Source organism: Shimia biformata (assembly GCF_016888515.1).
GTDB lineage: Bacteria > Pseudomonadota > Alphaproteobacteria > Rhodobacterales > Rhodobacteraceae > Shimia_A > Shimia_A biformata.
This window is the reverse complement of record NZ_JAFEJK010000003.1, coordinates 174,457-199,546: the sequence shown is the minus strand read 5'-3', so window position 1 is coordinate 199,546 and position 25,090 is coordinate 174,457. Positions and strand designations below refer to the sequence as shown.

General features: G+C 62.0%; 27 protein-coding genes, 2 tRNA genes and 1 other RNA gene. 10 read left to right on the top strand and 20 right to left on the bottom strand.

What is annotated here, in order from left to right:
• Positions 1–8 precede the first annotated feature (8 nt).
• Together JQ863_RS18000 and JQ863_RS17995 are read left to right on the top strand one after the other, a co-directional pair.
• Positions 9–83 (top strand) — tRNA-Gly (locus JQ863_RS18000).
• Positions 84–106: 23 nt separating this feature from the next.
• Positions 107–181: transfer RNA gene (locus JQ863_RS17995), tRNA-Gly, on the top strand.
• A 43-nt stretch (positions 182–224) separates the two neighbouring features.
• Here JQ863_RS17995 and JQ863_RS17990 read toward each other — a convergent pair.
• The 3 genes from JQ863_RS17990 to JQ863_RS17980 form a co-directional block, all read right to left on the bottom strand.
• Positions 225–1,559, bottom strand: a complete 1,335-nt coding sequence (locus tag JQ863_RS17990) for an 8-oxoguanine deaminase (RefSeq protein ID WP_204115722.1) — start codon at positions 1,557–1,559, stop codon at positions 225–227.
• Between the two features lie 122 nt (positions 1,560–1,681).
• Positions 1,682–2,482, bottom strand: a complete 801-nt coding sequence (hisN, locus tag JQ863_RS17985) for a histidinol-phosphatase (protein WP_204115721.1) — start codon at positions 2,480–2,482, stop codon at positions 1,682–1,684.
• A gap of 56 nt (positions 2,483–2,538) precedes the next feature.
• Positions 2,539–2,904 (bottom strand): helix-turn-helix domain-containing protein, encoded by a 366-nt coding sequence (locus tag JQ863_RS17980; protein WP_204115720.1) that lies wholly within the window; start codon positions 2,902–2,904, stop codon positions 2,539–2,541.
• 309 nt (positions 2,905–3,213) lie between these two features.
• On the opposite strand from JQ863_RS17980, the gene JQ863_RS17975 reads away from it, so the two are divergent.
• Positions 3,214–4,176, top strand: coding sequence for an NADPH:quinone oxidoreductase family protein (locus JQ863_RS17975; protein WP_204115719.1), 963 nt, complete (start codon positions 3,214–3,216; stop codon positions 4,174–4,176).
• A 9-nt stretch (positions 4,177–4,185) separates the two neighbouring features.
• Here the strand turns inward: JQ863_RS17975 and JQ863_RS17970 are convergent, their stop codons facing one another.
• A complete protein-coding gene (locus JQ863_RS17970) occupies positions 4,186–5,076 on the bottom strand; it encodes a LysR family transcriptional regulator (protein ID WP_204115718.1) in 891 nt (296 codons plus the stop codon).
• 129 nt (positions 5,077–5,205) lie between these two features.
• Between JQ863_RS17970 and JQ863_RS17965 the strand changes: the two genes are divergently transcribed.
• Together JQ863_RS17965 and JQ863_RS17960 are read left to right on the top strand one after the other, a co-directional pair.
• Entirely contained in the window at positions 5,206–5,415 is a 210-nt protein-coding gene (locus JQ863_RS17965) for a DUF1127 domain-containing protein (protein WP_204115717.1), read from the top strand.
• A gap of 150 nt (positions 5,416–5,565) precedes the next feature.
• Positions 5,566–6,303: a Bax inhibitor-1/YccA family protein gene (locus JQ863_RS17960; protein ID WP_204115716.1), complete on the top strand. Its 738-nt coding sequence runs from the start codon at positions 5,566–5,568 to the stop codon at positions 6,301–6,303.
• 66 nt (positions 6,304–6,369) lie between these two features.
• On the opposite strand, the gene JQ863_RS17955 is transcribed toward JQ863_RS17960, so the two are convergent.
• From JQ863_RS17955 to argH, 13 genes are all read right to left on the bottom strand, one after another.
• The gene (locus JQ863_RS17955) at positions 6,370–6,879 is read right to left on the bottom strand and encodes a GNAT family N-acetyltransferase (RefSeq protein WP_204115715.1); all 510 of its coding nucleotides are present in this window, start codon (positions 6,877–6,879) and stop codon (positions 6,370–6,372) included.
• Between the two features lie 111 nt (positions 6,880–6,990).
• Positions 6,991–7,158, bottom strand: coding sequence for a 50S ribosomal protein L33 (gene rpmG / locus JQ863_RS17950; RefSeq protein WP_007814563.1), 168 nt, complete (start codon positions 7,156–7,158; stop codon positions 6,991–6,993).
• A 174-nt stretch (positions 7,159–7,332) separates the two neighbouring features.
• Positions 7,333–7,718, bottom strand: an RNA gene (gene rnpB / locus JQ863_RS17945) — RNase P RNA component class A.
• A gap of 98 nt (positions 7,719–7,816) precedes the next feature.
• Positions 7,817–8,485: an N-acetylmuramoyl-L-alanine amidase gene (locus JQ863_RS17940; RefSeq protein ID WP_420826284.1), complete on the bottom strand. Its 669-nt coding sequence runs from the start codon at positions 8,483–8,485 to the stop codon at positions 7,817–7,819.
• 3 nt (positions 8,486–8,488) lie between these two features.
• Positions 8,489–9,280: a hypothetical protein gene (locus JQ863_RS17935; protein WP_338055541.1), complete on the bottom strand. Its 792-nt coding sequence runs from the start codon at positions 9,278–9,280 to the stop codon at positions 8,489–8,491.
• A gap of 38 nt (positions 9,281–9,318) precedes the next feature.
• Positions 9,319–10,806 carry an Asp-tRNA(Asn)/Glu-tRNA(Gln) amidotransferase subunit GatA gene (gene gatA, locus JQ863_RS17930; protein ID WP_204115714.1) on the bottom strand — a complete coding sequence of 496 codons (1,488 nt, stop codon included), beginning with the start codon at positions 10,804–10,806 and terminating at the stop codon, positions 9,319–9,321.
• On the bottom strand, positions 10,806–11,093 hold the full coding sequence (gene gatC / locus JQ863_RS17925; RefSeq protein WP_204115713.1) for an Asp-tRNA(Asn)/Glu-tRNA(Gln) amidotransferase subunit GatC: 288 nt from the start codon (positions 11,091–11,093) through the stop codon (positions 10,806–10,808). The genes gatA and gatC overlap by 1 nt, the downstream gene beginning before the upstream one ends.
• 192 nt (positions 11,094–11,285) lie before the next feature.
• Complete coding sequence (locus JQ863_RS17920; protein WP_204115712.1) at positions 11,286–11,603, bottom strand: DUF2834 domain-containing protein; 318 nt, start codon at positions 11,601–11,603, stop codon at positions 11,286–11,288.
• A gap of 304 nt (positions 11,604–11,907) precedes the next feature.
• On the bottom strand, positions 11,908–13,323 hold the full coding sequence (locus JQ863_RS17915) for a serine hydrolase domain-containing protein (protein WP_204115711.1): 1,416 nt from the start codon (positions 13,321–13,323) through the stop codon (positions 11,908–11,910).
• Between the two features lie 51 nt (positions 13,324–13,374).
• On the bottom strand, positions 13,375–14,913 hold the full coding sequence (locus tag JQ863_RS17910) for an amidohydrolase family protein (protein ID WP_204115710.1): 1,539 nt from the start codon (positions 14,911–14,913) through the stop codon (positions 13,375–13,377).
• Complete coding sequence (locus JQ863_RS17905) at positions 14,910–16,064, bottom strand: serine hydrolase domain-containing protein (RefSeq protein WP_204115709.1); 1,155 nt, start codon at positions 16,062–16,064, stop codon at positions 14,910–14,912. The genes JQ863_RS17910 and JQ863_RS17905 overlap by 4 nt, the downstream gene beginning before the upstream one ends.
• A gap of 639 nt (positions 16,065–16,703) precedes the next feature.
• Positions 16,704–16,853, bottom strand: coding sequence for a hypothetical protein (locus tag JQ863_RS17900; RefSeq protein ID WP_204115708.1), 150 nt, complete (start codon positions 16,851–16,853; stop codon positions 16,704–16,706).
• Positions 16,850–18,241, bottom strand: a complete 1,392-nt coding sequence (gene argH / locus JQ863_RS17895) for an argininosuccinate lyase (RefSeq protein ID WP_204115707.1) — start codon at positions 18,239–18,241, stop codon at positions 16,850–16,852. The genes JQ863_RS17900 and argH overlap by 4 nt, the downstream gene beginning before the upstream one ends.
• A 22-nt stretch (positions 18,242–18,263) precedes the next feature.
• Here argH and JQ863_RS17890 point away from each other — a divergent pair, with 22 nt between their 5' ends.
• Positions 18,264–18,866, top strand: coding sequence for a TlpA family protein disulfide reductase (locus JQ863_RS17890; RefSeq protein WP_204115706.1), 603 nt, complete (start codon positions 18,264–18,266; stop codon positions 18,864–18,866).
• A gap of 2 nt (positions 18,867–18,868) precedes the next feature.
• On the opposite strand, the gene JQ863_RS17885 is transcribed toward JQ863_RS17890, so the two are convergent.
• The gene (locus JQ863_RS17885; RefSeq protein ID WP_204115705.1) at positions 18,869–19,600 is read right to left on the bottom strand and encodes a class I SAM-dependent methyltransferase; all 732 of its coding nucleotides are present in this window, start codon (positions 19,598–19,600) and stop codon (positions 18,869–18,871) included.
• A gap of 135 nt (positions 19,601–19,735) precedes the next feature.
• Between JQ863_RS17885 and JQ863_RS17880 the strand changes: the two genes are divergently transcribed.
• Positions 19,736–20,125 carry a hypothetical protein gene (locus tag JQ863_RS17880; RefSeq protein ID WP_204115704.1) on the top strand — a complete coding sequence of 130 codons (390 nt, stop codon included), beginning with the start codon at positions 19,736–19,738 and terminating at the stop codon, positions 20,123–20,125.
• Positions 20,122–21,048 (top strand): sterol desaturase family protein, encoded by a 927-nt coding sequence (locus JQ863_RS17875; RefSeq protein WP_204115703.1) that lies wholly within the window; start codon positions 20,122–20,124, stop codon positions 21,046–21,048. Before JQ863_RS17880 ends, JQ863_RS17875 begins: the two co-directional genes overlap by 4 nt.
• A gap of 2 nt (positions 21,049–21,050) precedes the next feature.
• Here the strand turns inward: JQ863_RS17875 and JQ863_RS17870 are convergent, their stop codons facing one another.
• A complete protein-coding gene (locus tag JQ863_RS17870; RefSeq protein ID WP_204115702.1) occupies positions 21,051–22,121 on the bottom strand; it encodes a hypothetical protein in 1,071 nt (356 codons plus the stop codon).
• Complete coding sequence (locus JQ863_RS17865) at positions 22,118–22,723, bottom strand: DNA-3-methyladenine glycosylase I (RefSeq protein ID WP_204115701.1); 606 nt, start codon at positions 22,721–22,723, stop codon at positions 22,118–22,120. Before JQ863_RS17865 ends, JQ863_RS17870 begins: the two co-directional genes overlap by 4 nt.
• An 86-nt stretch (positions 22,724–22,809) precedes the next feature.
• Between JQ863_RS17865 and JQ863_RS17860 the strand changes: the two genes are divergently transcribed.
• Positions 22,810–23,652 (top strand): EAL domain-containing protein, encoded by an 843-nt coding sequence (locus JQ863_RS17860; protein WP_204115700.1) that lies wholly within the window; start codon positions 22,810–22,812, stop codon positions 23,650–23,652.
• Between the two features lie 151 nt (positions 23,653–23,803).
• On the top strand, positions 23,804–24,979 hold the full coding sequence (locus tag JQ863_RS17855) for an acetyl-CoA C-acetyltransferase (protein ID WP_204115699.1): 1,176 nt from the start codon (positions 23,804–23,806) through the stop codon (positions 24,977–24,979).
• Positions 24,980–25,090 lie beyond the last annotated feature (111 nt).

The window sequence follows — 25,090 nt, the reverse complement described above, 5'->3', positions numbered from 1 at the left end:
TCAATGATGCGGGCGTAGCTCAGGGGTAGAGCATAACCTTGCCAAGGTTAGGGTCGGGCGTTCGAATCGCCTCGCCCGCTCCATTGAGAAAAAGACCACTTGGTGCGCGGGCGTAGCTCAGGGGTAGAGCATAACCTTGCCAAGGTTAGGGTCGGGCGTTCGAATCGCCTCGCCCGCTCCAAGAGGAAACGAAAAGGCGTCGGTTTTCCGACGCCTTTCGCTTTTTAGCCCGCCAGTTTTGTCGCCAGCGCATTCTGACGCTCGATCACACGCGGCAGGTCGATCGTGGTGACATGGCCGTCGCGCACCACCTGCCGTCCTTCCACAAACAGGTCACGCACACGGGTTGGCCCCGCCAGCAACAGGGCCGCCGGATCCCAGCTTCCGGCGCTTTCAATGCCGCCGACGTCCCAGATGGCGATATCGGCGCGCTTGCCCACTGCGATCTGACCGCAATCGGATCGGCCCAGCACTTCGGCCCCGCCCCGCGTTGCAATCTCCAGTGCCTCGCGCGCGCTCATGGCGTCCGCACCTTGCGCCACCCGCTGCAACAGCATCGCCTGCCGCGCCTCCAGCACCAGATTGCCCGCGTCATTGCTGGCCGAGCCATCAACACCAAGACCAACCGGAACGCCCGCATCCCGCATCGCCCGCACCGGCGCGATCCCCGACCCCAGACGACAATTCGAACAGGGGCAATGCGCCACGCCGGTCTTGGACCGGGCAAACAGGTCGATCTCCTGTCCGTCCAGCTTGACGCAATGGGCATGCCAGACATCGTCGCCGGTCCAGCCCAGATCCTCGGCATATTGACCGGGACGGCAGCCGAAGGTCTCAAGGCTGTAGGCGATATCTTCGTCATTCTCAGCCAGATGGGTGTGCAGCATTACCCCCTTGTCGCGGGCAAGGATCGCGGCATCCCGCATCAACTCGCGACTGACCGAGAACGGCGAACAGGGCGCGATCCCAACCCGCACCATTGCCCCGTCACTCGGGTCGTGATGGGTATCGACCAGACGGATGGCATCGTTCAGAATATCCGCCTCGCGCTCGACCAGCGAATCCGGCGGCAGCCCGCCATCGCTTTCGCCGATGCTCATCGCGCCACGGGTCGGATGGAACCGCATGCCAATCTCGCGTGCCGCGTCGATTGTGTCATCCAGCCGCGACCCGTTGGGATAAAGATAAAGGTGGTCCGACGTCAGCGTGCAGCCCGACAACGCCAGTTCCGCCAGCCCGACCTGAGCGGAAATGAACATCTCTTCCGGGCCGAACCGGGACCAGATCGGATAAAGCGTCTTGAGCCAGCCAAACAGCAGCGCATCCTGTCCGCCCGGCACCGCGCGGGTCAGGGTCTGATAGAGGTGGTGATGGGTGTTCACCAATCCCGGCGTCACCACGCAATTGGCTGCATTGACGGTCTCGCCGGTCGTGGAAAGCCCCTGCCCCACGGCGGCAATCTCCCCGTCGCGGACCAGGATATCGGCAGACACAAGTTCATTGCGCGCATCATCCATCGTCAGAATGGTGCGGGCGTTCTTGATCAGAGTTTCGCGCATGTTTGTCCTTTCACACTTCGTCTGGCCCGTTTCGGAAACCGAAGTGTGAAAGCCCCCGACAGAAAGCGGGCAAAGGACTCGGGGGCTGATGGGCCCAGGTTAACGGACGGGCCCGGACAGGTTCAATCTGGTATTTCCGAAAGGATTTTCAGGGCAGCCGCGTGCAATTCCGGCGTCGCCGCAGCCAGGACACGGCCGCCCATGTGGATTTTCTCACCCTTCCAGCCGGTCACGATGCCACCGGCCGCCTCGATCACGGCAATCGGGGCCTGCACGTCATAGGCATGCAACCCAGCCTCGATCACCATGTCGATTTGCCCCGCAGCCAGAAGCGCATAGGCATAACAATCCATGCCATAGCGTGTCAGCTTGCAATGCCGCGCGACATTGGCAAACCCCTGCCCTTCGTTGGTGGTGCCGACCTCGGGGAAAGTCGTAAAAACGGTGGCTTGATTCAGCGCCTTGACCGATGAGACCCGCAACGCCGCGGTCCCTATCGGCCCCGTGACCTCGGCCACACCCAGACCGCCAGAGAACCGTTCGCCTATGTAGGGTTGATCAATCACCCCATGAATCGGCCCATCCTGGTTCATGACCGAGATCAGCACCCCCCATGTCGGCGTGCCACTGATGAACCCGCGCGTGCCGTCGATCGGGTCCAGAACCCATGTCAGGCCGGTGGTGCCGGGCTTGTCATCGAACTCTTCCCCCATGATCGCGTCGTCGGGGCGGCGCTTGGCAAGAATGGCCCGCATCGCCGCTTCCGAGGCCCGGTCCGCAGCCGTGACCGGATCGAATCCGCCGTCCAGCTTGTTGTCGGCAACCAGGTCCGTCCTGCGAAAGAAAGGCAGAATCGCTTCGCGCGCGACATCCGCCAGTTCGGATGCCACGTCGCGAATATCGTCTTTCTCAGATTGATCCATTGGCTGCTCCTGCACGATCGCCGTTTTACCAGCGCTACTGCAGGTGGATCAGGAACTCAAGCGACGTCCGAAAGGACCCGTGCAAGCTCGAACAGGCGACGGCGCTGGTTCTCTGGGATCGAGTAGTAAGACCGCACCAGATCAAGGGCTTCCTTGTCCCCCATCAGATCGGCGGGCACGGCGGTGGTTTCGCCTGCATCGTCCTTCTCAAGCCCTTCGAAGAAGAAGCTGACCGGCACATCAAGTGCGTCGGCAATATCCCAAAGCCGGGACGCGCTGACCCGGTTTGCACCGGTTTCGTACTTCTGAATTTGCTGGAACTTGATCCCGACCTGTTGCGCCAGCTGCTGCTGGGTCATGCCGGTCAGCCAGCGACGCTGACGAATGCGCTTGCCTACATGAACATCGACTGGGTGCGTCATTATCCGACTCCTTAATGTATTTTTTTGCGCCCGGCTTCCGCCGGCTTAACGCGCCAACTCCCACTGCTGGCGCGCCTCCCCTTGCATTAATGTCGCCGCGCATCCCTACAGCGATGTCAGGAAGCATAACACGTCACACGGGTCGATCAAGAATTTTGCACAAGCAATCGGTTAACCATATCGCGAGCAATACAATCATTGATTGCATCTTACCTTGGGTAAAGCACGCTAAAGCCTCTGATTGAACGGTTTTTTTGACCTTTCGAGGTGCCCGTGTATACCTCGGGGCGATCAAACAGGAGTTACCGGATGCGCGCTTTTTTGACCACTTCGCACGATGCCCCGCCCAGTTTGGCGGACATTCCCGTGCCCGATCCGGGCAAGGGGGAGATTCGGATTCGAATATATGCATGTGCGCTGAACTTTGCCGATCTTCTGATGCAGAAGGGTACATATCAGGACACGCCGCCCCTGCCGTTTGTCGGTGGGCTGGAAGTCGCCGGAGTGGTCGACGCGCTTGGTCCCGACACGGCGGGACCGGCCATCGGCACCCGCGTCGCGGTATTTGGCGGCAGCGGCGGATTGGCTGAATTTGCCGTCTATGACGCGCGCCGGGCTGTCCCTTTGCCCGACGGGATGAGCTTCGAGGACGCTGCCGCCTTCATGGTCGCCTATGGGACCAGCCACGTCGCGCTGGACTATCGCGCCCGAATGCAGCCGGGGGAACGGTTGCTAGTCCTCGGCGCGGCAGGCGGGGTTGGCCTGACGGCGGTTGAAATCGGCAAGCTGATGGGCGCCGAAGTCATCGCCTGCGCGCGTGGCGCCGACAAGCTGGCCGTCGCCAAAGGCGCCGGAGCCGACCACCTGATCGACGCCACCGATGCCGACATACGCGCCGAGGTGAAGGCACTTGGCGGTGCCGACGTGGTCTATGACCCGGTGGGTGGTGATCAGTTCAAGGCCGCCTTCCGCGCCTGCAACCCCGAGGCGCGGCTGTTGCCCATCGGCTTCGCCAGCGGCGACATTCCACAAATCCCTGCCAACCACCTGCTGGTCAAGAACCTGACGGTGATGGGGCTTTATTGGGGGGGCTACATGGGCTTCAAACCCAAGGTGATTACCGACAGCCTGACCACGCTTTTTGGCTGGTACACCGAGGGCAAGCTGCGCCCGCATGTCAGCCACGTCCTGCCACTTGAGGAAACTGCGCAGGCGATGGAACTGCTCAGAAGCCGGAAATCCACTGGCAAGGTCGTGGTGCGGATCGACTGATCCCGGAACCTAAAGCGCGACCACCCGGCGCGGTAGCGGGGCATCCGCCCGCGCAACCGGGGACTTGAAGCCCCGGCGCAACAGGTCGGCCAGGTGCGAGATCACCTCGCCCTTGGCCGCGTTGCCGCCGTAAAGGTTGATGTGCTGCACCCCCAGGTCCGGCAACGCGCCCCCGTGGTCAATGACCTCAAGGTGCGGCGGCTCGGTGCCTTCCAGCATCGCCATGATGCCAAGGTCGGCGCTGACCGTCGCCTCGACCGTGCGGTCGGATTCGGTTTCCACGGCCACATCCCACTCGATGCCGGCCTTGTCCAGTGCCGCCAGCGCGCGGGTGCGGAACACACATTGTCTGCCGGACGCAAAGGGCAAGGGCCGCCGCCGCCAGCACGCCCCGCCCGGCGCGCCGATCCACGCCAGCGGCAGTGTGCAAAGCTCTTCGCCGCCATGTTCGGCCTCGGTGGTCAGGATCAGGTCAAGCTCTCCCCGCTCAAACTGCGGCTTGAGCGCACGCGTGAACGAAGACACCAACTGCACCCGCACACGGGGATAGGTGGCATTGAATTGCTGCAAGACACGCGGAATGACGGGATAGACGATGTCATGTGGCACGCCCAGAGACACCTCGCCTTCGAAATCCTCATCCGTCAGGCGGCGCATCACCTCGTCGTTCAGTGACACCATGCGGCGGGCATAACCCAGCATCTGTTCACCTGCCGGGGTTAGGGCCACGCCACGGCCCGAGCGGTCCAGAAGATCGACGCCGATCAGCTCTTCCAGCCGTTTCAACTGCATCGACACGGCAGATTGCGTCAGGTGCAGGAACCCGGCGGCCTTGGTTACGCCCCCCAGATCCGCAACGGCGACAAAGCTTCTGAGCGTGGTGATATCGAGATTTCGCATTCCATCAAGCCTCGTGATGTATCACGTCACAAACATTCGTTTTCAATATTGATCATAGAATGCCACATACATCAAGCAATTTGATGAAATCAGGACAAAGCATAACGACCGCTTGAAAGGACAACCGCTATGACCTTCGCCAGCACCATTGAACACTCGCGTAAATCCGTGACCCGCAAAGCCATCGGCCTGCGCGCATTGTTTGCCCTTGCCCGTCAGCGCCGCCAATTGGCCCGTCTGGACGATGCCGCGCTGAAGGACATGGGCATCACCCGGGCCGACGCCCGGCGCGAAGCACAGCGGGCGGCCTGGGACGTCCCGTCCCACTGGCGCGGATAATCGGCTTCGACGGCGGGCGCGAATTGCCGCCCTACCGCGGCGATTTCGACTCTGAAATCCTTGAAATCGCCGCAAAGCTCACCGATATTTACACCAAAGGCCGCGGGGATCAGCCCTGCGGCCCCAATGGGTTCAATATCGGAGGCTTCAATGGCTCAATATGATACGGTCCGGACTGCTGCGGGTACCCGCGCGGCCGCGATTGACGAGGGGCTTCGCGCCCATATGAACAAAGTCTACGGCACCATGTCGGTTGGCATGCTGCTGACCTTTGCGGTTGCCTGGGCGGTCGGCACAAGCCCGTCCCTGCTTGGCGCATTCCGCGATCCCATCACGCTGCAACCCAACATCCTGGGCTGGATCGTCATGTTCGCTCCGCTGATCATGGTCTTTGCCTTTGGCGCGGCGATCAACCGCCTGTCCGCCGCTGGCGCGCAGCTGTTCTTCTATGCCTTTGCCGCAGTAATGGGACTGTCCCTGTCGTGGATCTTCGTGGCCTTCACCGGCTTCTCGATCGCACAGGTCTTCCTGGTCACTTCGATCTCATTCGCGGGCCTTTCGCTTTGGGGGTACACCACCAAGAAGGACATCTCGGGCTGGGGATCGTTCCTGATCATGGGTGTGATTGGCCTTCTGGTCGCGTCGATCATCAACATCTTCCTCGGCTCGCCGGCGATCTACTTCGCCATCTCGATCCTGGGTGTGCTGATCTTTGCCGGGCTGACCGCCTATGACACGCAGAACATCAAGAACACCTACCTGCAACACGCTCATCACGGTGACAGCGAGTGGTTGGGCAAAGCCGCCATCATGGGCGCGCTGAACCTCTACCTCGACTTCATCAACATGTTCATGTTCCTGCTGCAACTCCTTGGCAATCGCGAGTAAGCGCAGAACACTGCACACAGAAGGGCCGGCACTGCGCCGGCCCTTTTCTTTTGCGCATCATCCCGGTCAGGCCAGCACCCGCTCCATCTGCACCGCCGGGAAATGCACCCCCGGCGCAAGTGTCAGGTCGATGACGCCCAGCCTCTGAAACCCCACCGAAGCATAGAACCGTTCTGCCGTCAGCGTGCTCAGGCACTTGAGCCGTTCAAGCCCGAAGCCTCGTGCGCTGGTCTCGGCCCGCGCCAGAATCGCACGTGCAATGCCGCGCCGAAGGTGGCCGGGATGCACGGCGACATGGCGCATGTGCCCCTCTCCTGCGCGGGCCACGCCCCGGCTGGGGCTGATATCGGTCCAGCCTCCTGCCCCGACGATCTCACCCGTATCGGATTCGGCAACATAATACGTGCCACTGGTCAGCAGCGCAGGCTGCGCCGTGGTGATCAGCGGCAGCGCCGCCCGCAACAGGGCGGCATCATAGTCGCGCGGCAACAGGTCAGGATAAGACTGCCGGAACAGCCGGGTCACCGCAGGGGCGTCACCGGAACTGGCAAGTCGGATTTTGTAGTCGATGGTCATGTCGCGCGCCTCTTCTTTCGAGTTTCGCGCCGCGAGAGTCCGGGTCCCTGAAAAACAGAAAGCCGCGTCCCTCGGGGCGCGGCTTTGTGTCAGTTCGTCGGATAGGCGATCTTACTTGATCTTGCCTTCCTTGTACTCGACATGCTTGCGCACCACCGGGTCGTACTTACGTACGACCATCTTTTCGGTCATGGTGCGGGCGTTCTTCTTGGTCACGTAGAAATGGCCCGTGCCCGCGGTCGAGTTCAGACGGATCTTGATGGTCGTCGGCTTCGCCATTGTTTTTCTCCTACGACGAGGCCAAGTTCGCCCCGTGAAATCTTATGAAGCCTGCCTTTTACCGATGCGCGCCCCCGAGTCAATGGCAATCAACGGGGAAATCCGCCGATTGCAGCATTTTCTGAAAAATTCCTCAAAGCGCGGGTTTTTCCGCGAAAAATCGAAGGGCAGAACATGCGCAGAGGGCCTGTAAGCCGGATTCTGTTGCGGTGGTTGCCCACCGCCGATGACCATTCATCTTGAGCGCCCGTTGCCGGACGCCCTCTAGCTGCCAACCCGGACCTGCTCGGGGCAAGGCGCCCCTGTGGCCAAGGCCACGCGCGGTCCCTATTTGGCATTGCTCCCGGTGGGGCTTGCCGTGCCTTGCGTGTCGCCACGCAAGCGGTGGGCTCTTACCCCACCGTTTCACCATGACCCCGACGGATCGGGGCTGACTGTTCTCTGTGGCGCTTTCCCTCGGGTTACCCCGGCCGGGCGTTACCCGGCACCGTTGCCTTGTGGAGTCCGGACTTTCCTCGCAGGCGGGTTGCCCCGCCGAACGCGGCCATCCGGCCCTCTGCGCAGGCCCGACATAGGCGCGGGCGTCGCAGCCGTCAATTGGCAAGCCGTGTGGCGGGGGCGGGATTTGGGTATTTTCGACCAGCAAAAAGGCCGGGGTTCACAGCGCAGCAAGTGCGGCGGCGGTGGCCATGTCCTCTGGGGACAGAGGGCCGCGCGCCCAGGGGCGGAACCGCAGGCGCATGGCTTCAAGCAGATCGGGATCATCCACCGAGGGGTAACCGAAGGCGCAGAGATCGTCGCGCAGGCGGTTCGGGTCTGTGTCCGGGACCGCGTTCAGCTCGGGCCAGACCGCGTGCCCGGAAAGCGCCAGACGTCGCCAGTCGAAACGCCGTCCGGGGTCGGATTTCCGCCCCGGCGCCATATCGGAATGGCCAATCACGTTGCGCGGCGGGATCGCGTGTCGCTGGCGCAGGTCGCCCAACAGGGTCTCAAGCACCCGCATCTGAGGTTCGGGGAACGGGTGGTCGCCACGATTGGCCAGTTCGATCCCGATCGAACGCGAGTTCATGTCGCCGATGCCGCACCATTCGCCCGCCCCCGCATGCCAGGCCCGATGCGATTCCTCGACCAGTTGCCAGACCGCGCCACGTTCATCGATCAGGTAGTGACACGAGACTTCGGCAGCAGGGTCGCACAGGCGCGCAAGCGCGTCGGCGGCGCTGTCCATCGCGGTGTAGTGAAGAATGATGTGATCGGCCGCCGCGCCATCCCGCCTTTGGCCGAAGTTGGGCGACGGGCAGGACATGATGTCCAGCGATGCGGCCATGACTCAGCCCCTGGCGGCCTTGCGGAAGGGTGCCGGGTTCCAGGCACATGCAAAGCCATCCCCATCGGGATCAAGCCCAAGCCGGTCAATCTGGGGTCCGCCCTTCGACAGAAACGCCATCTGCGCCTGATCCGCCGAGGGGAACTTGGCGCAGTTCTTCTGATAACGCGACTTCGCGTTCAGCGTGATCCGGCTATAGATGCGGGTCCCGACCGGATTCTGGGTCTCAAGCGCATAGGCAACGACATTCGGGCCGCTTTCCACGCGCTCCGGCACAGTGGTCGCTGCAACCACCTGATAGGCATCGCGGTTGCGTTGCAGACGGTCGGCATCATCCTGGATCGAACGCCGTTCGCCCACGGCGGCAAAGTCGTTCTCGTTCGAGATGCCGGGATTGTTCAGAAGCACCGGCGCCGGGTTCGACGGGCTGGCCTGTACGACGCCGTTCTGTGTCTGCGGGGTGGTGCGGGTGGCCGGGGTGATCCCGGCAGGTGTAGCCGCAGCCGCGGTTTGGGTGGTCGCAGGCGGCAGGGCGCTGGTGGTTGTGGCGGTTTGGCTCTGGGGTTGATCCGTGCGCAGGACACGCGGCGGCGCCAGCGACTGAACGGTTTCATCGGACATCGCCCTTGCCGGGGGCACCGGACTGGCGAGGGGTTTGGACGCGGTTGTCGAAGCGACCGGGCGCCCCATGCCTGCGGACCAATAGTCATCAATCCCCGCCGCGCTGTCGGGAATCTGTGGTGAACACGCGGCCAGCGCCAACAGCGCACAGCCGCCCAGAACCAAGCGTTTCACGATTTTTCTGCCCGTATTTGTTTTCTTTTACGGGTCTTTTACCACCATTTGCCCGGCTTGGCTACAAATCCTGCCGCCTGCTCAAGCGCATAAGCCGTGTTCAGAAGGTCGCCCTCTTCCCACGGACGCCCGATCAACTGCAGGCCAAGCGGCAGGCCCTGATGATCGAGACCGGCGGGAACCGAGATACCGGGCAGCCCGGCAAGGTTCACGGTGACGGTGAAAACGTCGTTCAGGTACATCTTGACCGGATCGGCATCGTCCATCTCGCCCAGTCCAAAGGCCGCCGACGGGGTCGCCGGGGTCAGGATCGCGTCGACGCCTTGTGCAAACACGTCCTCGAAGTCCTTCTTGATCAGGGCGCGCACGCGGCGGGCGCGGTTGTAGTAGGCATCGTAGAAACCCGCCGACAACACATAAGTGCCAACCATGACCCGGCGCTGAACCTCGTGGCCGAACCCTTCGGCCCGGGTCTTTTCATACATCTCCGTGATGCCATCACCCTGCGCCAGTTTCGCGCGGTGGCCATAGCGCACCCCATCATAACGGGCCAGGTTCGACGACGCCTCGGCCGGCGCGATCACGTAATAGGCGGGCAGAGCATATTTGGTGTGGGGAAGCGAGATATCGACGATCTCGGCACCCGCGTCCTTGAGCATCTCGCGGCCATTGGCCCAGAGCGCGTCGATCTCATCGGGCATGCCGTCCATATGGTATTCGCGCGGGATGCCGATTTTCTTGCCGCGGATATCGCCGGTCAGCATAGCTTCGAAGTTGGGCACCGGCAGGTCGGCGCTGGTGCTGTCCTTCGGGTCGTGACCGCACATCGCCTCAAGCATGATTGCCGCATCGCGCACGTTCTTGGTCATCGGCCCGGCCTGATCCAGCGACGAGGCAAAGGCAATGATGCCCCAGCGCGAGCAACGGCCATAGGTCGGCTTGATCCCGGTGATTCCGGTGAAGGCCGCGGGCTGGCGGATCGAGCCGCCGGTATCGGTGCCGGTTGCAGCAAGACACAGGTCCGCAGCCACAGCCGAGGCCGACCCGCCGGACGAGCCTCCCGGCGTCAACTGGGCATCGTCATTGCCACGACGCCACGGGTTCACCGCGTTGCCATAGACCGAGGTCTCGTTCGACGAGCCCATGGCGAACTCGTCCATGTTCAGCTTGCCCAGCATCACCGCGCCCGCATCGAACAGGTTTTGGCTGACGGTGGATTCATATTCCGGCGTAAAGCCTTCCAGGATGCCGCTTGCGGCCTGGCTAGGGACGCCCTTGGTGCAGAACAGGTCCTTGATGCCAACCGGCAAGCCACACATGGCTGGCGCATCGCCTTGCGCAATACGCGCGTCGGCGGCCTTTGCCTGTTCCATGGCAATCTCGGGCGTCTTGTGAACAAAGGCGTTCAGCGCCCCGGCCTTTTCGATCTCGGACAGGCAGGCTTCGGTCAGCTCGACCGAGGTGACAGAACCATCGCGCAACTTATCGCGGGCATCGGCAAGCGTCAGTTTGTTCAGATCGGACATTATTCAACCACCTTCGGAACCGCAAAAAACCCTTCGCGCGCATCGGGCGCGTTCGACAGGATCTTGTCCTGCTGGTCGCCTTCGGTGACCACATCCTCGCGACGCTTGAGACGCATCGGCGTGACCGAGGTCATCGGCTCGACGCCCTCGACATCGACCTCGTTCAACTGTTCGATGAAGCCAAGGATGGTGTTGAATTCCTGCGCCAGCGCGGGCAGCGCGTCTTCTTCCACCTTGATGCGGGCCAGCTTGGCCACACGTGCGGCGGTGTCCTTGTCGATCGACATCGCGAAATCTCCGGGTTGCAACTTGGCACAAGCGTTTAGCGCCCACGCCGATGGGGTGCAAGCGGCGGTTAAAGGCAAGTGGCGCTCCCGCCCGGTTCATGCGCGGCAAAGCCGCGGACAAACCGGTTGGGCGTGGCCCTCGGCTGCGCCTCGGGAAGTGGGTATTTGCGACCAGTAAAAAAGCTGCCGTGTTCAGCGCACAGGCGCGGACCGCAGGAAAAGATAAAGCGGCAGGCCGCAGCTGACACCGATGAGGAACGTGGCCGGGATCGCGACAAGCGCAATCCAGTTGCGGCGCACCGCGACCTCGGCGATGATCCACACCGCCAGCGCAATGGCTGCGATGACAAGGTCCCAGTAGAGCCCTTCCACCGCCGGGCTGCCCTTCCATTCGGCAATCAGCGCAGAGAGGTTGCCGTCATTTGTCAGAAGCCACGGCGCGAAAAAGCTCATCGGGTGGATCGCGCCCCAAAGCGCAAGCCCGAGATAGATCCAACGCAACGGGGACATGGGCACCTCAATCTGATTACCGGGCCGAGACCCTTCTGAAGCGCTTGCATGTGATCGCAAATGACCACGGATCAGAAGGAACAGAACATGGATACGGTAACACACGCAACGAACATTGGCATAGATGTCAACCGTGACTGACGGGACATTCATTGCCTATGGTCAGGATCCAATACTGACAAAGGACAACTGCGCCCGGCGGCAATGGCCGCTGGCAAAATGCACGGTATTGTTTCGAAGCCACCAGTAGGCAGGAATGGCACCTGTCGCTGCGCCCGTCGACCGGGCGCAGCGATGTTTTGCGTCAGCCGCCGGCAAGGCGTTTTGCCGCTTCGCGCAGGTATCCCGGCGTGTAGTCAGGCATTTCGTTTGGCGAGGTCGAAAAGATCATGCCGCAGAAATCTCGGGCCGGGTCGGCATAGATCCCTTGGTGCATGTTGCCATGCTTGAACATGGCCCCATCCGGGAAGACCACATCCCATTGGGCTGAGTTGCGCTCGCCCTTTTCGCCGAACCACTGGGCGTGATAGCCCTCTTCAGTGCTGCCCTTATAGGCCGCAGGATCACCCAGCGTCTGGATGCGTTTGCGGAGATCATCGGTGATCACCTGTTCGTCCGACACCACGTTCCAGCTGGGGGTGAAGATCATCGCGTATTTCAGCATGTCCTCGGGGGTGGTCATGTTCAGACCGCCGCCCACGGCGGTGCCGTCCGACGCCAGGCCAACCATGTACTGGCTTTTCACACCGATCTTCGACCAGATGCGATCGTTGAACAGGTCGGCATATTTCAGACCTGACGCGTTCTGGGCCGCCAGCACCAGAACCTGCGTGATCGAGGTCGAATAGCGGAAGCGGTCGCCCGGTTTCTCGCCTTCCAGCGGCTCGACAACCTTCAAAAGTTCGATCCATTTCGTGGCTTCACCGGCGAAGAGAGTGCCAAAGAACTGCTCGATCCAGCTGGTCGGGTCCGAGAAGGCTTCGGTGGTTTCTTCCACGTTCAGCCCCGACGCCATGTTCAGCGCATTACGCACCGACACCATGTCCCACGCAGACCCGGCAAGCTCGACAGCGTAGTCCGTGACCGGCTTTTCAAGATCCATGCGGCCTTCGCTTTCGAGAATGATGCAGAGCGAACCGACGCAGGTCTTCGAGGCCGACATCCAGATATGGTAATCCCAAGGGTTCATGCCCGGAAACGCCTCGTAGACGACCTTGCCCTTATGGGCCATCATCACCGCCTGGGTGCGGTTTTCGCCAAAGACGTAATCATGCAGCGTATCCGACTGCGACCCGTCCTCGCGGGTGAAGGTCATCGTCTCCAGCTCTGGGCGGATGTCACGCTCCAATTCGCGCGGCGGGTGGCTGGGCATGGCGATGTCGGTCGGTTTGAACGACGGGAAATGCATGTTGACATAAACACCATCGTCCCCCGCCGATTGCCAGTTGGCGACGCTGAACCGCTCGCGCACGCCCTTGGCCTCTTCCAGAGAAAGCGGCAGCTTGGCCTTGGAAATCGGGGTCGTGCGCTCGGTGATCGGGGTGATCACCGGCTTGGCGGCGTCTTTGGCGCGGGCGGCAGTTGGTGCCACCATCGCGGCGCCAAGGCCACCCCCAGCGGCAGCCAGTGTTGCGGCTCCTGCCAGGACGCCACGGCGGGTCAACTTCGGGCCAGCGGACCCTGACGGGCTGCCAGGCTTGCGGGTGTTTTCTTGCGACATGGAAATGGTCCTTTCCTTTGAAATCAACCAGTTGTGTTTAGATAACAGCAATCATTCGTTCGTGATCTGGCGCCTGATAGGGACGCCAGGAAACAAGTTCGCCTGCACCTCGGACTTGTCGACGATCACAACACCGTTCACCAGAACATAGGGAATTCCGGTCGACGGCATGGTGTTCTGCCCGGTTTCCCAGGACGAGTTGTCGGTCACCGCTTCCGGGTCGAAGATGGTGATGTCGGCGATCATGCCTTCCTGCAGACGGCCCCGCAGCTTGAACTGCGGCACGCTGTCGTCAAGAAAATCGGCAAGCTCATAACTGAGCTTCGAAAGCGCTTGCATCATCGTCACAGGCGCATCTTCGCGTACGATACGCAGAAAACGGGCATGCGCGCCCGCACCGCGAGGGTGGCCGCGCCCTGTGCCATAGGGGGCGTCGATGCCCGGGCTTGTTCCATCTTCGTTGAAGAACGGCATCCCGTCCGATCCGAACACAACGCCCGGACGCTCCAGGGCGGCGCGCATGTCTTTTTCCTTCATCGAATACATCAGAAGGTAGGTACCCGGCGCTTCTTCGCGCAGCTTGTCGAATTTCTCATCATCCAGCTGCTCGCCGGTTTCGATGACAACCAAATCCTTGCCAGTGATACCAAGCTGTTGCTGATAGCCCGGCCGCAGGTAATCCGCATTGGCGTAGGTTGAGGCAAATGTGTAGGGGTAGAATTCCCCGACCACGCGAACACCATTGGCGCGCGCCTCGTCGATCAGGTCGAGGCAAGCGGTCGTCAGCCCAAGGCAATTGCTCGGGATATGGTGCAGCAGCAAGGGAACATCCTGCAGGTGCGCCACATTGATCATCTCTTGCATCCCCAGGAAGCCGCTGGGCGGAACCTGCGCAAGATAGCGGGCATGGCTGGTGATGAAGGCGCCGTATTCCTTGGCGATACCCGCGATTTCCATCACTTCCGGGCTACCGACAGCGGTATAATAGCCGATCGGGAAGCCCACACCCAGGCCGCCTTCCTTCAACCCGGTTTCGACGGCAGCACTCACATTGGGCATGTCCAGCGGATCAAAGGTCTTGGTCTGCCATTTTGCGCCATCAGCCAGTGAATCGGCCAGCGAGGTATTGTAGAACCCGCGCCCTTTCGGGTCGATCCCGTCGAGAACAGACATCCGCGCCCAAGGGTGACCGACGGACGCCCCGTAGTTGATCTGCGCCTTGCCTTCCCAGAATTCGTAATAGTCCGAAATCGGGTAGGCACCAAGTTCCAGGTCCATGGCGGTGGTAACACCGTCGCGCAGATAGAGCCGGTGCCCAAACGGATCCTGCGCATGGCTATGCCCATCTATGAAACCAGGGGCAACGACATGGCCCGTGGCGTCGATTGCGCGTTTGCCTTCGATTGCATCTGCCGTGATCCGGGTAATGAACCCGTTGTTGATCCCGACATTGGCAATCTGGTCAAACCCGGTTTCCGGGTCCATGACCCGCCCATTCAGAATGACGACATCGAAATCCTGCGCCGAGGCGGCGATGCCTGACAAAATCGTCAAGGCAATCGCCGCTGCAATCCCTTTGGCAGCCTTCATTCGAACAGCCCAGAGGTCGCGATCGGCCGAAGGAAGCGGTGGAAGGAATCGTCAGGCACGTTGGTCGAGAAAAACGCGATCACCAGATCCTTGTCCGGCGAGACATAGAGCGCCTGGCTCTGCAGCCCGGCCTTCCAGAAATCCCCGTCGGGCCAGACCGCATCCCATTGGCGGCTGTTGGAAATCATCGTGTCGTCGCCCAGACGGTCGGCAAAGACCGGCCCGTCAAACCCGGCGGTGTAGAACTCCTTGCCCCGGACACCGTCGCGAATGCGGGCGATCATGTCGTCGCTGACCACTTTCTCGGTCGCGGTCTTGTCCCAGCTGGGCGTATAGAGCATGCCAAACCGCGCCAGATCCGAAAGGCGGCTGGTGACCAGTCCATGTGCGCCCGCGGTCCCAAACGGCGAGAGGTGCATGTTGAGCGTTCCGTCGGCACCGACCTTGGACCAGACCAGGTCGTTGAAAAGATCCGACCAGCGTTTGCCGCTGACCGCCTCGGCGATCAGAACAAGCATTTCCGTTGTCGGAGACCCGTATTCCAGCTTGGTCCCGGCCGGGGCGACCGACTTTGCGCCTTTCAGGATCTCGGGCACGGTTTCATTGCGCTTGTTGTACTGGAACCCGAATTCGGCATTGAAGACCCGAATGGCGATCGAATGCGGATCGGCCCGGGTTTCGTCGTTTTCTTCGGTGTTCATACCGGGCGTCATGTCAAGAATGTCGATCAGCTTGATATCGTTCCACTCGGTCGATGCCCAGTCCGGCATGATTTCCCCGACGGTCTGCTCCTGATCCAGAAGCCCCTGATCGATCAGATGGTCGATCACGAGACTGGTGGTGGGTTTGGCCGAGGACATCCACAGGTGTGACTCCCACGGATTGAGGCCCGGGTATTCTTCGAAAACCACCTTGCCCTTGTGAACGACAACGATGCCCTTGGCATAGCTCTGGGGATGTGCCAGCCATTCATTCAAGGTCATTTCGCCAAGAAACTTGGTCTGCGCCTTGATCTCTCCGATCTCCGGCATGATGTCCCGCTCCAACGGCATATGCGGCACCTGCACCGGCAGTTGCGCGGTATAGAGAACTTCCGACGTGCGCTGAGAGAACCAGACCGACGCATCACCGCCGGTCAAAAGCGACGGCATGTCCAGCCGGTTGCGAAAGGCCTTGTCCTGCTCAAGGGTAAATCCGTTCTTCTTGAATTCAGCGACCGGGGTGCGGTCCTGCGTATCCTGCGCCAGAGCGGCTGACGACGCGCCGGCAACGGCAAGTGATGCCGCGGCCAGCAGCTAGCTAATTGAATTCATTCTCAAAACCTCTTTTTGACTTCCAAAAAACAGAACCGTCCCCGGCAATTGCAAGGGCACATGACGACATGTTTGAAACGACTAATCTAGGAATGTGCTGGCGACATGACAACCGGAGAGAAAGTGGAACCGACAAGGCACATGGCGCCAACTGGCGAATGTCCGCCGATTGACAACTGTCCGGCATTGAGCCCTGTTTCTGAACAGGTTTTTTTGGGTCAGCGACCCGCGCGGTAACTCATACCGCCCCGGGTCCAATTTCTATCCCGGCATTCTTTGTCGGCGGAACCGGCTCTCCGTCGGCGCCACAGCCGGAAAGGGCCGCCATGGAAACGAAGGCGGCAAGAACGGCGAAATGTCGGATCATCTTGTCCTCGACTGGTCTGTTTCGGCGCTTGGGCGCAAGGTCTGCTGTCCGGGATTCAGGCTACGCCGATTCGGGTCTGGCAGGAAGCCGGCCTTGGCCGCCCATGCCAATCACCCGTTATAGACCACACCCACCCTGGCCGACCCCGAGATCGTCACGCCAGACTTGGGCTGTTCCTTCGGCGCGGGTTGCACTGGTTGGCTGGCAGGGTCGCAGGCCGCCAGCACCAAAAGAGCAAGGACCAGACTTGCGTTTTTCATTTCAGAAGACCTTTCCAGCGCGCGACCTGCGCACGAACGTTTGCCGGTGCCGTGCCGCCGTAAGACAGGCGCGAGGCGACCGAGTTATGCACACCCAGAACGCCAAAGACCTCGTCGGTGATCGCGCCATGGACGCCCTGCATATCGGCCAGCGTCAGGTCGGGCAAATCGCACCCGCGGGATTCCGCCAGCGCAACCAGGGTGCCGGTCACGTGATGGGCGTCGCGGAACGGCATGTTCAAGGCGCGCACCAGCCAGTCCGCCAGATCCGTCGCGGTCGAAAAACCCGACCCGGCTGCGGCTTCGAGGTTTTCGACATTGGCGCTCATGTCCTTGACCATGCCTTCCATCGCCGCCAGCGCCAGCATCAGGTTGTCGGCGGCGTCAAAGACCTGTTCCTTGTCTTCCTGCATGTCCTTGGAATAGGCCAAGGGCAGCCCTTTCATCACCGTCATCAACGCGACATTGGCCCCGAAGATGCGCCCGATCTTGGCGCGGATCAGTTCGGCGGCATCCGGGTTCTTCTTCTGCGGCATGATCGACGACCCGGTCGAGAACCGGTCGCTGAGCGTGACAAACCGGAACTGGGCCGAAGACCAGATCACCAGTTCCTCGGCAAAGCGCGAAAGGTGCATGGCGCAGATCGACGCGCAGGACAGGAATTCCAGCGCGAAATCCCGGTCGCTGACCGCGTCCAGAGAGTTCGCGGCAGGGCGATCGAAGCCCAGCGCCTTGGCCGTCATCTCGCGATCAATCGGAAAAGACGTGCCCGCCAGCGCCGCCGCACCCAGCGGGGATTCGTTCATCCGGGCGCGGGCGTCGCGGAACCGCGACATGTCGCGGCCGAACATCTCGACATAGGCCATCATGTGATGGCCCCAAGTGACGGGCTGCGCGGTTTGCAGGTGGGTGAAACCGGGCATGACCCAGTCGGCCCCGGCTTCGGCCTGATCCAGCAGCGCACGGATCAGCGCCTCAAGCCCGGTCACGGCCGCATCGATCTGGTCACGCACCCACAGTTTGAAATCGGTCGCCACCTGATCGTTGCGCGAGCGGCCCGTGTGCAGACGCCCCGCCGGTTCGCCGATGATCTCTTTCAGCCGCGCCTCGACATTCATGTGGATGTCTTCCAGCGCGGTCGAGAATTCGAACGTGCCGCTATCGATCTCTGACAAGACCGTGAGAAGCCCTTCCCTCATCGCGCTTGCGTCGCTATCACTCACGATGCCTGTTGCCGCCAGCATCGCGGCATGGGCCCTCGACCCGGCAATGTCCTGGGCGGCCATGCGCTGATCGAAGCCGATCGAGGCGTTGATCGCCTCCATGATGGCATCCGGTCCGGCGGCGAAACGGCCGCCCCACATCTGGTTCGAGGTCTTGTTGGTCATCGTCTTCCCTTCGGAGGGGTTCATGAAGTTCAATCGTTCCGCGCTGGTTTATACGGCCCTTCTGGTGGGCGCAATTGTAGGCGTGATCTTTGTCGGCTTGCGCGATGCGGCCAATGCCGGCGGGATCGACACCAGCGCCGCAGCGGCGCTGCGTGACGGCGACATGAAGAAGCTGAACTTCCATTCCGACCCGCGCGGGGTTTCGCAAAAGGCGTTTGTCACCGTCGATGGCGGCGAGGGCCACCTGTCGGATTACCGGGGCAAATGGGTTCTGGTGAACTTCTGGGCCACATGGTGCGCGCCCTGCCGCAAGGAAATGCCGATGTTGGAAGAACTGCAGACCGAGTTGGGCGGCGACAATTTCGAGGTCGTGACCATCGCGACAGGCCGCAACATGCCGCCCGCCATCGACAAGTTCTTTGACTCGATCGGCGTCAAAAACCTGCCGAAACACCGCGACCCGAAATCCGAGATCGCCCGCGACATGGCCGTCTTTGGCCTGCCGGTGACGGTGATCCTCGACCCCGAAGGGCAAGAGGTCGCCCGGCTTCAGGGCGACGCGGACTGGGCCAGCGACAGCGCCAAGGCCGTGCTGCGCAGCCTGATCGGGTCGACAGGCGGTTAAGATCAGGACGCCACCACCAGCCGATAGCCGCAATCGCGGCTGTCCTGCGACAGGACCGCACCATACCGCGTCGCCCATGCCCCGCTGTCCAGATCGCGCCGCAACCGTTCCACCCCGTCGCTGACATCCCCCAGATGCCAGAATGACGACATCGCTGCGCGGATCTTCGGGTCAAGATAGGCATGTGGCCGCCGCCAATAGGCCGACAGGAACCCGTCACGACAGTCATGCGGGATTGGAACCGGCGTCACCTCGACCTGCCCCAGCCACGCGCCATAGGCCGCAATCGGCGGCATCTGTTCATCGTCCAGCGCCACGAGGCCGGGGAAATAGTCGAACAGCCAGAAGTCCCGGAAGGCGGGGTCATAGGTCAGGATCACGATGGGGCCGCGGCTGACCCGCCGCATCTCGGCCATGCCGCGCGGCTGGTCCTGCCAGTGATGCACGGTCAGAACCGCCATGACCGCGTCGAAGGACTGGTCCGCAAATGGCAGGGCCTCAACCACGCCCTGCACCACCGCGGCGGCCCCTTCCGGCCGCTGGGCAATCATCTCGGACGACGGCTCCAGCGCGGTCACCAGTCGGTCGGCAGGTTCGTAAGACCCGGTTCCCGCACCGACGTTCAGCACCGAGTGTGCCCCGCCCAGCGCAGCGTTGATATGGCCCGCAATACGCGGGTCCGGCTGCCTGAGATTGGCATAATCGACGCCGATCCGATCATATTTCGCTGTCATGGCCAGCCCCTCTGCGGTGGTACCGCCCCCCTGTCGCGCAATGCGTTTCAGCAATGTGACACCGAACCTGCCCCTACGCCACCTTTGACAATCCCCTACCCCAGACCCCAACCTGTAAAAGGGGAGGATGGCGACATGTCGCTAGAAATACTGGGCATTCTGGTCGTGGCGGGAATCGGCGGCATTGCCGTCCTGTTGCACCTTCTTGGCCTTTCAAACGGCCGTCGCTTTGATGGCAAGGACGACGCCCGCGCCGCGTGGCTGCGCGAGTTTCCCGACAGGGATGCGACCGACATCCTGCTCAGCGACGACGCCCGCGCCGCCCTGATCCGGGGGCCGGACGGGCTCGGCGTGACATGGTGTTTCGGGGCCGACACGGTGGCGCGGCCTTTGGTCGACTACGACATCGTGTCAAAGACGGACGGGATACAGATCGTGTTTCACGACATCGCCGCGCCGCGCGCAACGATCCGCCTCTCGCCCACCGCCGTGACCCGCTGGCAAGAATGGATGAGACCTGAATGACAGACCAATTGACTTACCCGGACGTGGTGCAGCTGGCGGTGCCCTTTTTCATCGCCGCGATCCTGCTGGAACTGGCGTGGATCGTCATCAAGGGGCGTGGTGGCCGCTATGAAACCCGCGATGCGCTGACCTCGCTCATCATGGGCGCCGGCAATGTCGCCAGCGGTATCCTGCTGGGCTTCATCGCCTGGGGCTTCTTCATGCTTCTGTGGCAGATCACGCCGCTGGACCTCGGGACAAGCTGGTATGTCGTTGTCCTGTGTTTCGTGCTGGACGACCTGCGTTACTATTGGGTGCATCGCTTTGGTCACCGCATCCGCTGGGTCTGGGCCAGCCACGTCAACCACCACTCCAGCCAGCATTACAACCTGACCACTGCCCTGCGGCAGACATGGACCGGCACGTTCACCTTCATGATGATCGTGCGCGCGCCGCTGATCCTTCTGGGGTTTCACCCGGCGATGGTGCTGTTCTGCGGTGGGCTGAACCTGATCTACCAGTTCTGGATTCACACCGAGGCGATCGGCAAACTGCCCCGCTGGGTCGAAGCGGTGATGAACACACCCAGCCACCACCGCGTCCACCATGGGCGCAACCCGCGCTACCTCGATTGCAACTATACCGGGGTGTTCATCATCTGGGACAAGCTGTTTGGCACATTCGTACCGGAACTCGACAGCGAAAAGGTCGATTATGGCCTTGTCCACAACCTTGGCACCTTCAACCCGCTGCGCGTCGCCTTTCATGAATGGGCGGGCATCTTCCGCGACATGACGCGGCGCGGCCTGACCCTGCGCGAACGCGTCATGTACGCCATCGCGCCACCGGGGTGGAGCCATGACGGAAGCCGCGACACCTCGGATGAGATCAAGCGCAAACACCTTGCCGCCCGCCCCGAAGACGCGGGAACGCCGGGCTTTTAGACCTATTGCGAGAACAGCGGGTCGATCTGCGCCGCGGCCCGAAGATACTGGTCGATGTCAAAGCGCACGGCGGGGTCGGTGAACACGCCCGCGCGGTTCAGCCGTTCGATCACCGCCTTTTGGGACCAGTCAGAGCGGATGCCGAACTGGCGCACAACCGTCGGGGCAAGCTGCGGCTCGGCCTCGATCAGGGCGCTGACCTGAAACCGCACATTGCGCTGCAACTCCCTGCCGCCGGTTTCAGCGTGGATCGCCAACGCCTCGATCAGCGCAACGCTCTCCGGGGTGCCCATCTGCCCGGCCCGCCTTGCCGCCTCGATCACCGGCGCGAGGCCGGCCTGCCCGTCGATCTCGATCAACGCCACGGCAAACGCACCGGCCAGGGCGCCACCCGGCAGTCCGCCGTCCTCGAACTGCCCCCGCAGGAATATACGCGCTGCGTCCGCACCGGACAGCCCCAGCAACAAGGTCTTGATCGGGACATGGGTGGCATTCTCTGCCGCCCAGAAATCCTGCAACAGCCACTCGGCGTCCGGGCTCAGTTGCAGCGCATCAAGAATGCTGTAAGGCGCCCGGTCAAGTTCGGCCAACGCAAGGGCCTGAATATCCGGGTGAGGGTGGTTCAGCAGGTCCGCGAAAAACTGAAACCTGTCCTCATCGCCATCCATGATCCAGTCATCCAGCCGCGCCAGAACCTGCGCCATGACGGGTTGGACGCTTTCGTCCAGATAGATCAGCTGCTGCCACGTCCCGTCCTCGGCGCTACGGGCAAACAGAACCGAATGACCCGGGTTCGCCGTCAGTCGCAGCCGGGTCTGGGTATCGATCAGATCCGACATGTCAGCCGCACCACCCGCACCAGCCGCGCCGCGAAAGACCTGTACCACTTCGTTACGAAGAGGATCGGAACGGCTTGGGCGCAGCGACACGACGCGATCGGCCGAGAACATCCGGTCGACGGCAGTTTCCGGCGGCAGATAGCCATGAAAAGCACAGGCCCCAACCGGGCTTGCCAGAACCGACCAGACCCCCAGCGCCACGATGGCAATACCGGCCCGAAATTGTCTCATCATGCCTGCCCTCCGTCTGATCCGACTTGCCTGCGCGAGATATCGGCATGACGAGGGCAACTGACAAGGTGGTCATTCACCAATCCGCAGGCCTGCAACCAGGCATAGACAATCGTCGGCCCGCAGAACTTGAACCCGCGTTGTTTCAAATCTTTCGAGATTTTTCGGGATAATTCCGTCTCGGCAGGAACCTCCGACAGGCTGGTCCAGCGGTTCACAACAGGGGTGCCGCCAACCGCGGTCCAGACGTGGCGCCCAAATGCTTCGGGGCCGCCCATTTCCATGCAGGCACGGGCGTTTGTGATCGTCGCCTCGATCTTGCCGCGATGCCGGACGATACCGGTGTCACCCAGCAGACGGGTCACCTCCGCGTCGCCCCACCCCGCGATCACAGCCGGGTCAAACCCCTGAAAAGCCGCACGAAAATTGTCGCGCTTCTTCAGGATCGTGATCCAGGACAACCCGGCCTGGAACCCGTCCAGGATCAGCTTTTCCCACAGCGCCCGACCATCCCATTCCGGCACACCCCATTCGGAGTCGTGATAACGGACATAGATCGGGTCCACCCCTTCCCAACCGCATCCAGAGTGCTGTTTTCCAGTCATGTCGCGCCAATCCGTCAAATTCTATCTTTAAGCTCCTGTTCAGCCATTTGGCACCAATCTGACCCCCGATTCCAGAGGAGGGTGGCATGGCGCGCAGGAAATACAGGATGGGACGGCCCAAGTCCGACCCGCTGTCCGAAGCGGTCGACGTGCGCGACGCGTCAACTCTGGACATGGTGAAAGAGGCGATCACCCACAAGCAGGTGCGCCTTGCCTATCAACCGGTCATCGCGGCCCATGACCTCAAAACCCGCGCGTTTTACGAGGGGCTGATCCGCGTGCTTGACGAAACCGGGCGGATCATCCCGGCCAAGGATTTCATGCCCCAGGTCGGCGCCACCGAAACCGGGCGGGACCTGGATTGCCTCGCACTGGAACTTGGCCTTGCGGAACTGGCCCGCAACCCCGGCCTGCGCCTGTCGATCAACATGTCGGGCCGCTCGATCGGCTATGGCCGCTGGATGCAGACGATGCACCGTGGCCTGAAACGCAATGCCGACCTTGGCCAACGGCTGATCCTTGAAATTTCCGAGGCATCCGTCATCGACCTGCCAGAGCTGGTGCGTGACTTCATGGACCAGCTGCACCCGCACGGGATCGCCTTTGCACTGGATGAATTTGCGGCCGGGCTGACCTCTCTCCACCATTTCCGGGATTTCTATTTCGACATCATCAAGCTGGACGGGCGCTTTTCCCGCGCCGTCGCCACCGATGGCGAAAACCAGATCCTCGCCTCGGCGGTGGCGCAGGTTGCGCGCGCCTTCGACATCTATTCCGTGGCCTCACGGGTCGAAACCCCGCAGGACGCCGAGATGCTGAAATCGCTGGGCTTCGACTGCCTGCAGGGGTTCATGTTCGGTGCCCCCTCGATCCAGCCCCCAAACATCCAGACCGGGAAAAAAGCCGCGTCAGACCGAAGCGCGGCATGAGGACCGGCAGGCGCAAAACGGATGAGACACACTGTCAGTTGCCGCATTGCGGCGAATCCTCTATTTACGCAGGGTAAAGAAGGCATATGCGGCTTGCACCTTTGAGTCTTTGGCGCAAACCTTCGCCCAGGATTTAAGAGAGGATATCCTTATGACCAATGTTGTGATCGCGTCCGCGGCCCGGACCGCCGTCGGCAGTTTCTCGGGCTCTTTCGCGAATACCCCCGCCCACGATCTGGGTGCCGCCGTGCTTGACGCCGTGGTCGCCCGTGCCGGTATCGACAAGTCGGACGTGTCGGAAACCATCCTGGGCCAGGTGCTGACCGGCGGTCAGGGCCAGAACCCCGCGCGCCAGGCGCATGTCAACGCCGGCCTGCCGATCGAAAGCGCCGCCTGGGGCATCAACCAGGTCTGCGGCTCGGGTCTGCGCGCCGTAGCACTTGCCGCGCAGCATATCCAGCTGGGCGATGCCTCGATCGTTGCCGCTGGCGGTCAGGAAAACATGACCCTGTCGCCCCATGTCGCCTACCTTCGTGCCGGCACCAAGATGGGTGACGTCAAGTATATCGACTCGATGATCCGCGACGGGTTGTGGGACGCGTTCAACGGCTACCACATGGGCCAGACCGCCGAGAATGTCGCCGAGAAGTGGCAGATCAGCCGCGACCAGCAGGACGAGTTCGCCGTCGCCAGCCAGAACAAGGCCGAAGCCGCGCAGAAGGCGGGTAAGTTCGTCGATGAAATCATCCCCTTCACCGTCAAGACCCGCAAGGGCGACATCGTCGTCGACGCGGATGAGTACATCCGCCACGGCGCGACCATCGAAGCCATGCAGAAACTGCGCCCGGCCTTCACCAAGGACGGCTCGGTCACCGCGGCCAACGCCTCGGGTCTGAATGACGGTGCAGCCGCAGCGCTGCTGATGACCGCGGACGAGGCCGAAAAGCGCGGCATCGAACCGCTGGCCCGCATCGCGTCCTACGCCACCGCCGGTCTGGACCCGTCGATCATGGGCGTCGGCCCGATCCACGCCAGCCGCAAGGCCCTGGAAAAGGCGGGCTGGTCGGTCGAGGATCTGGACCTGGTCGAAGCCAACGAAGCCTTCGCCGCCCAAGCCTGCGCCGTGAACAAGGACATGGGCTGGGATCCGGCCATCGTCAACGTCAACGGCGGCGCAATTGCCATCGGCCACCCGATCGGCGCTTCGGGCGCGCGCATCCTGAACACGCTCCTGTTCGAGATGAAGCGCCGCGACGCCAAGAAGGGTCTGGCAACGCTGTGCATCGGCGGCGGCATGGGCGTGGCCATGTGCCTCGAACGCCCCTGATCCATTGCCCCAGAACGGCAACACGGGAAAGGGGCGTCCAAACGGCGCCCCTTTCTTTGATATGACGGGAGGTGACCTGACGTCGAAACCGCACGAATAGCTGCGGTGCGG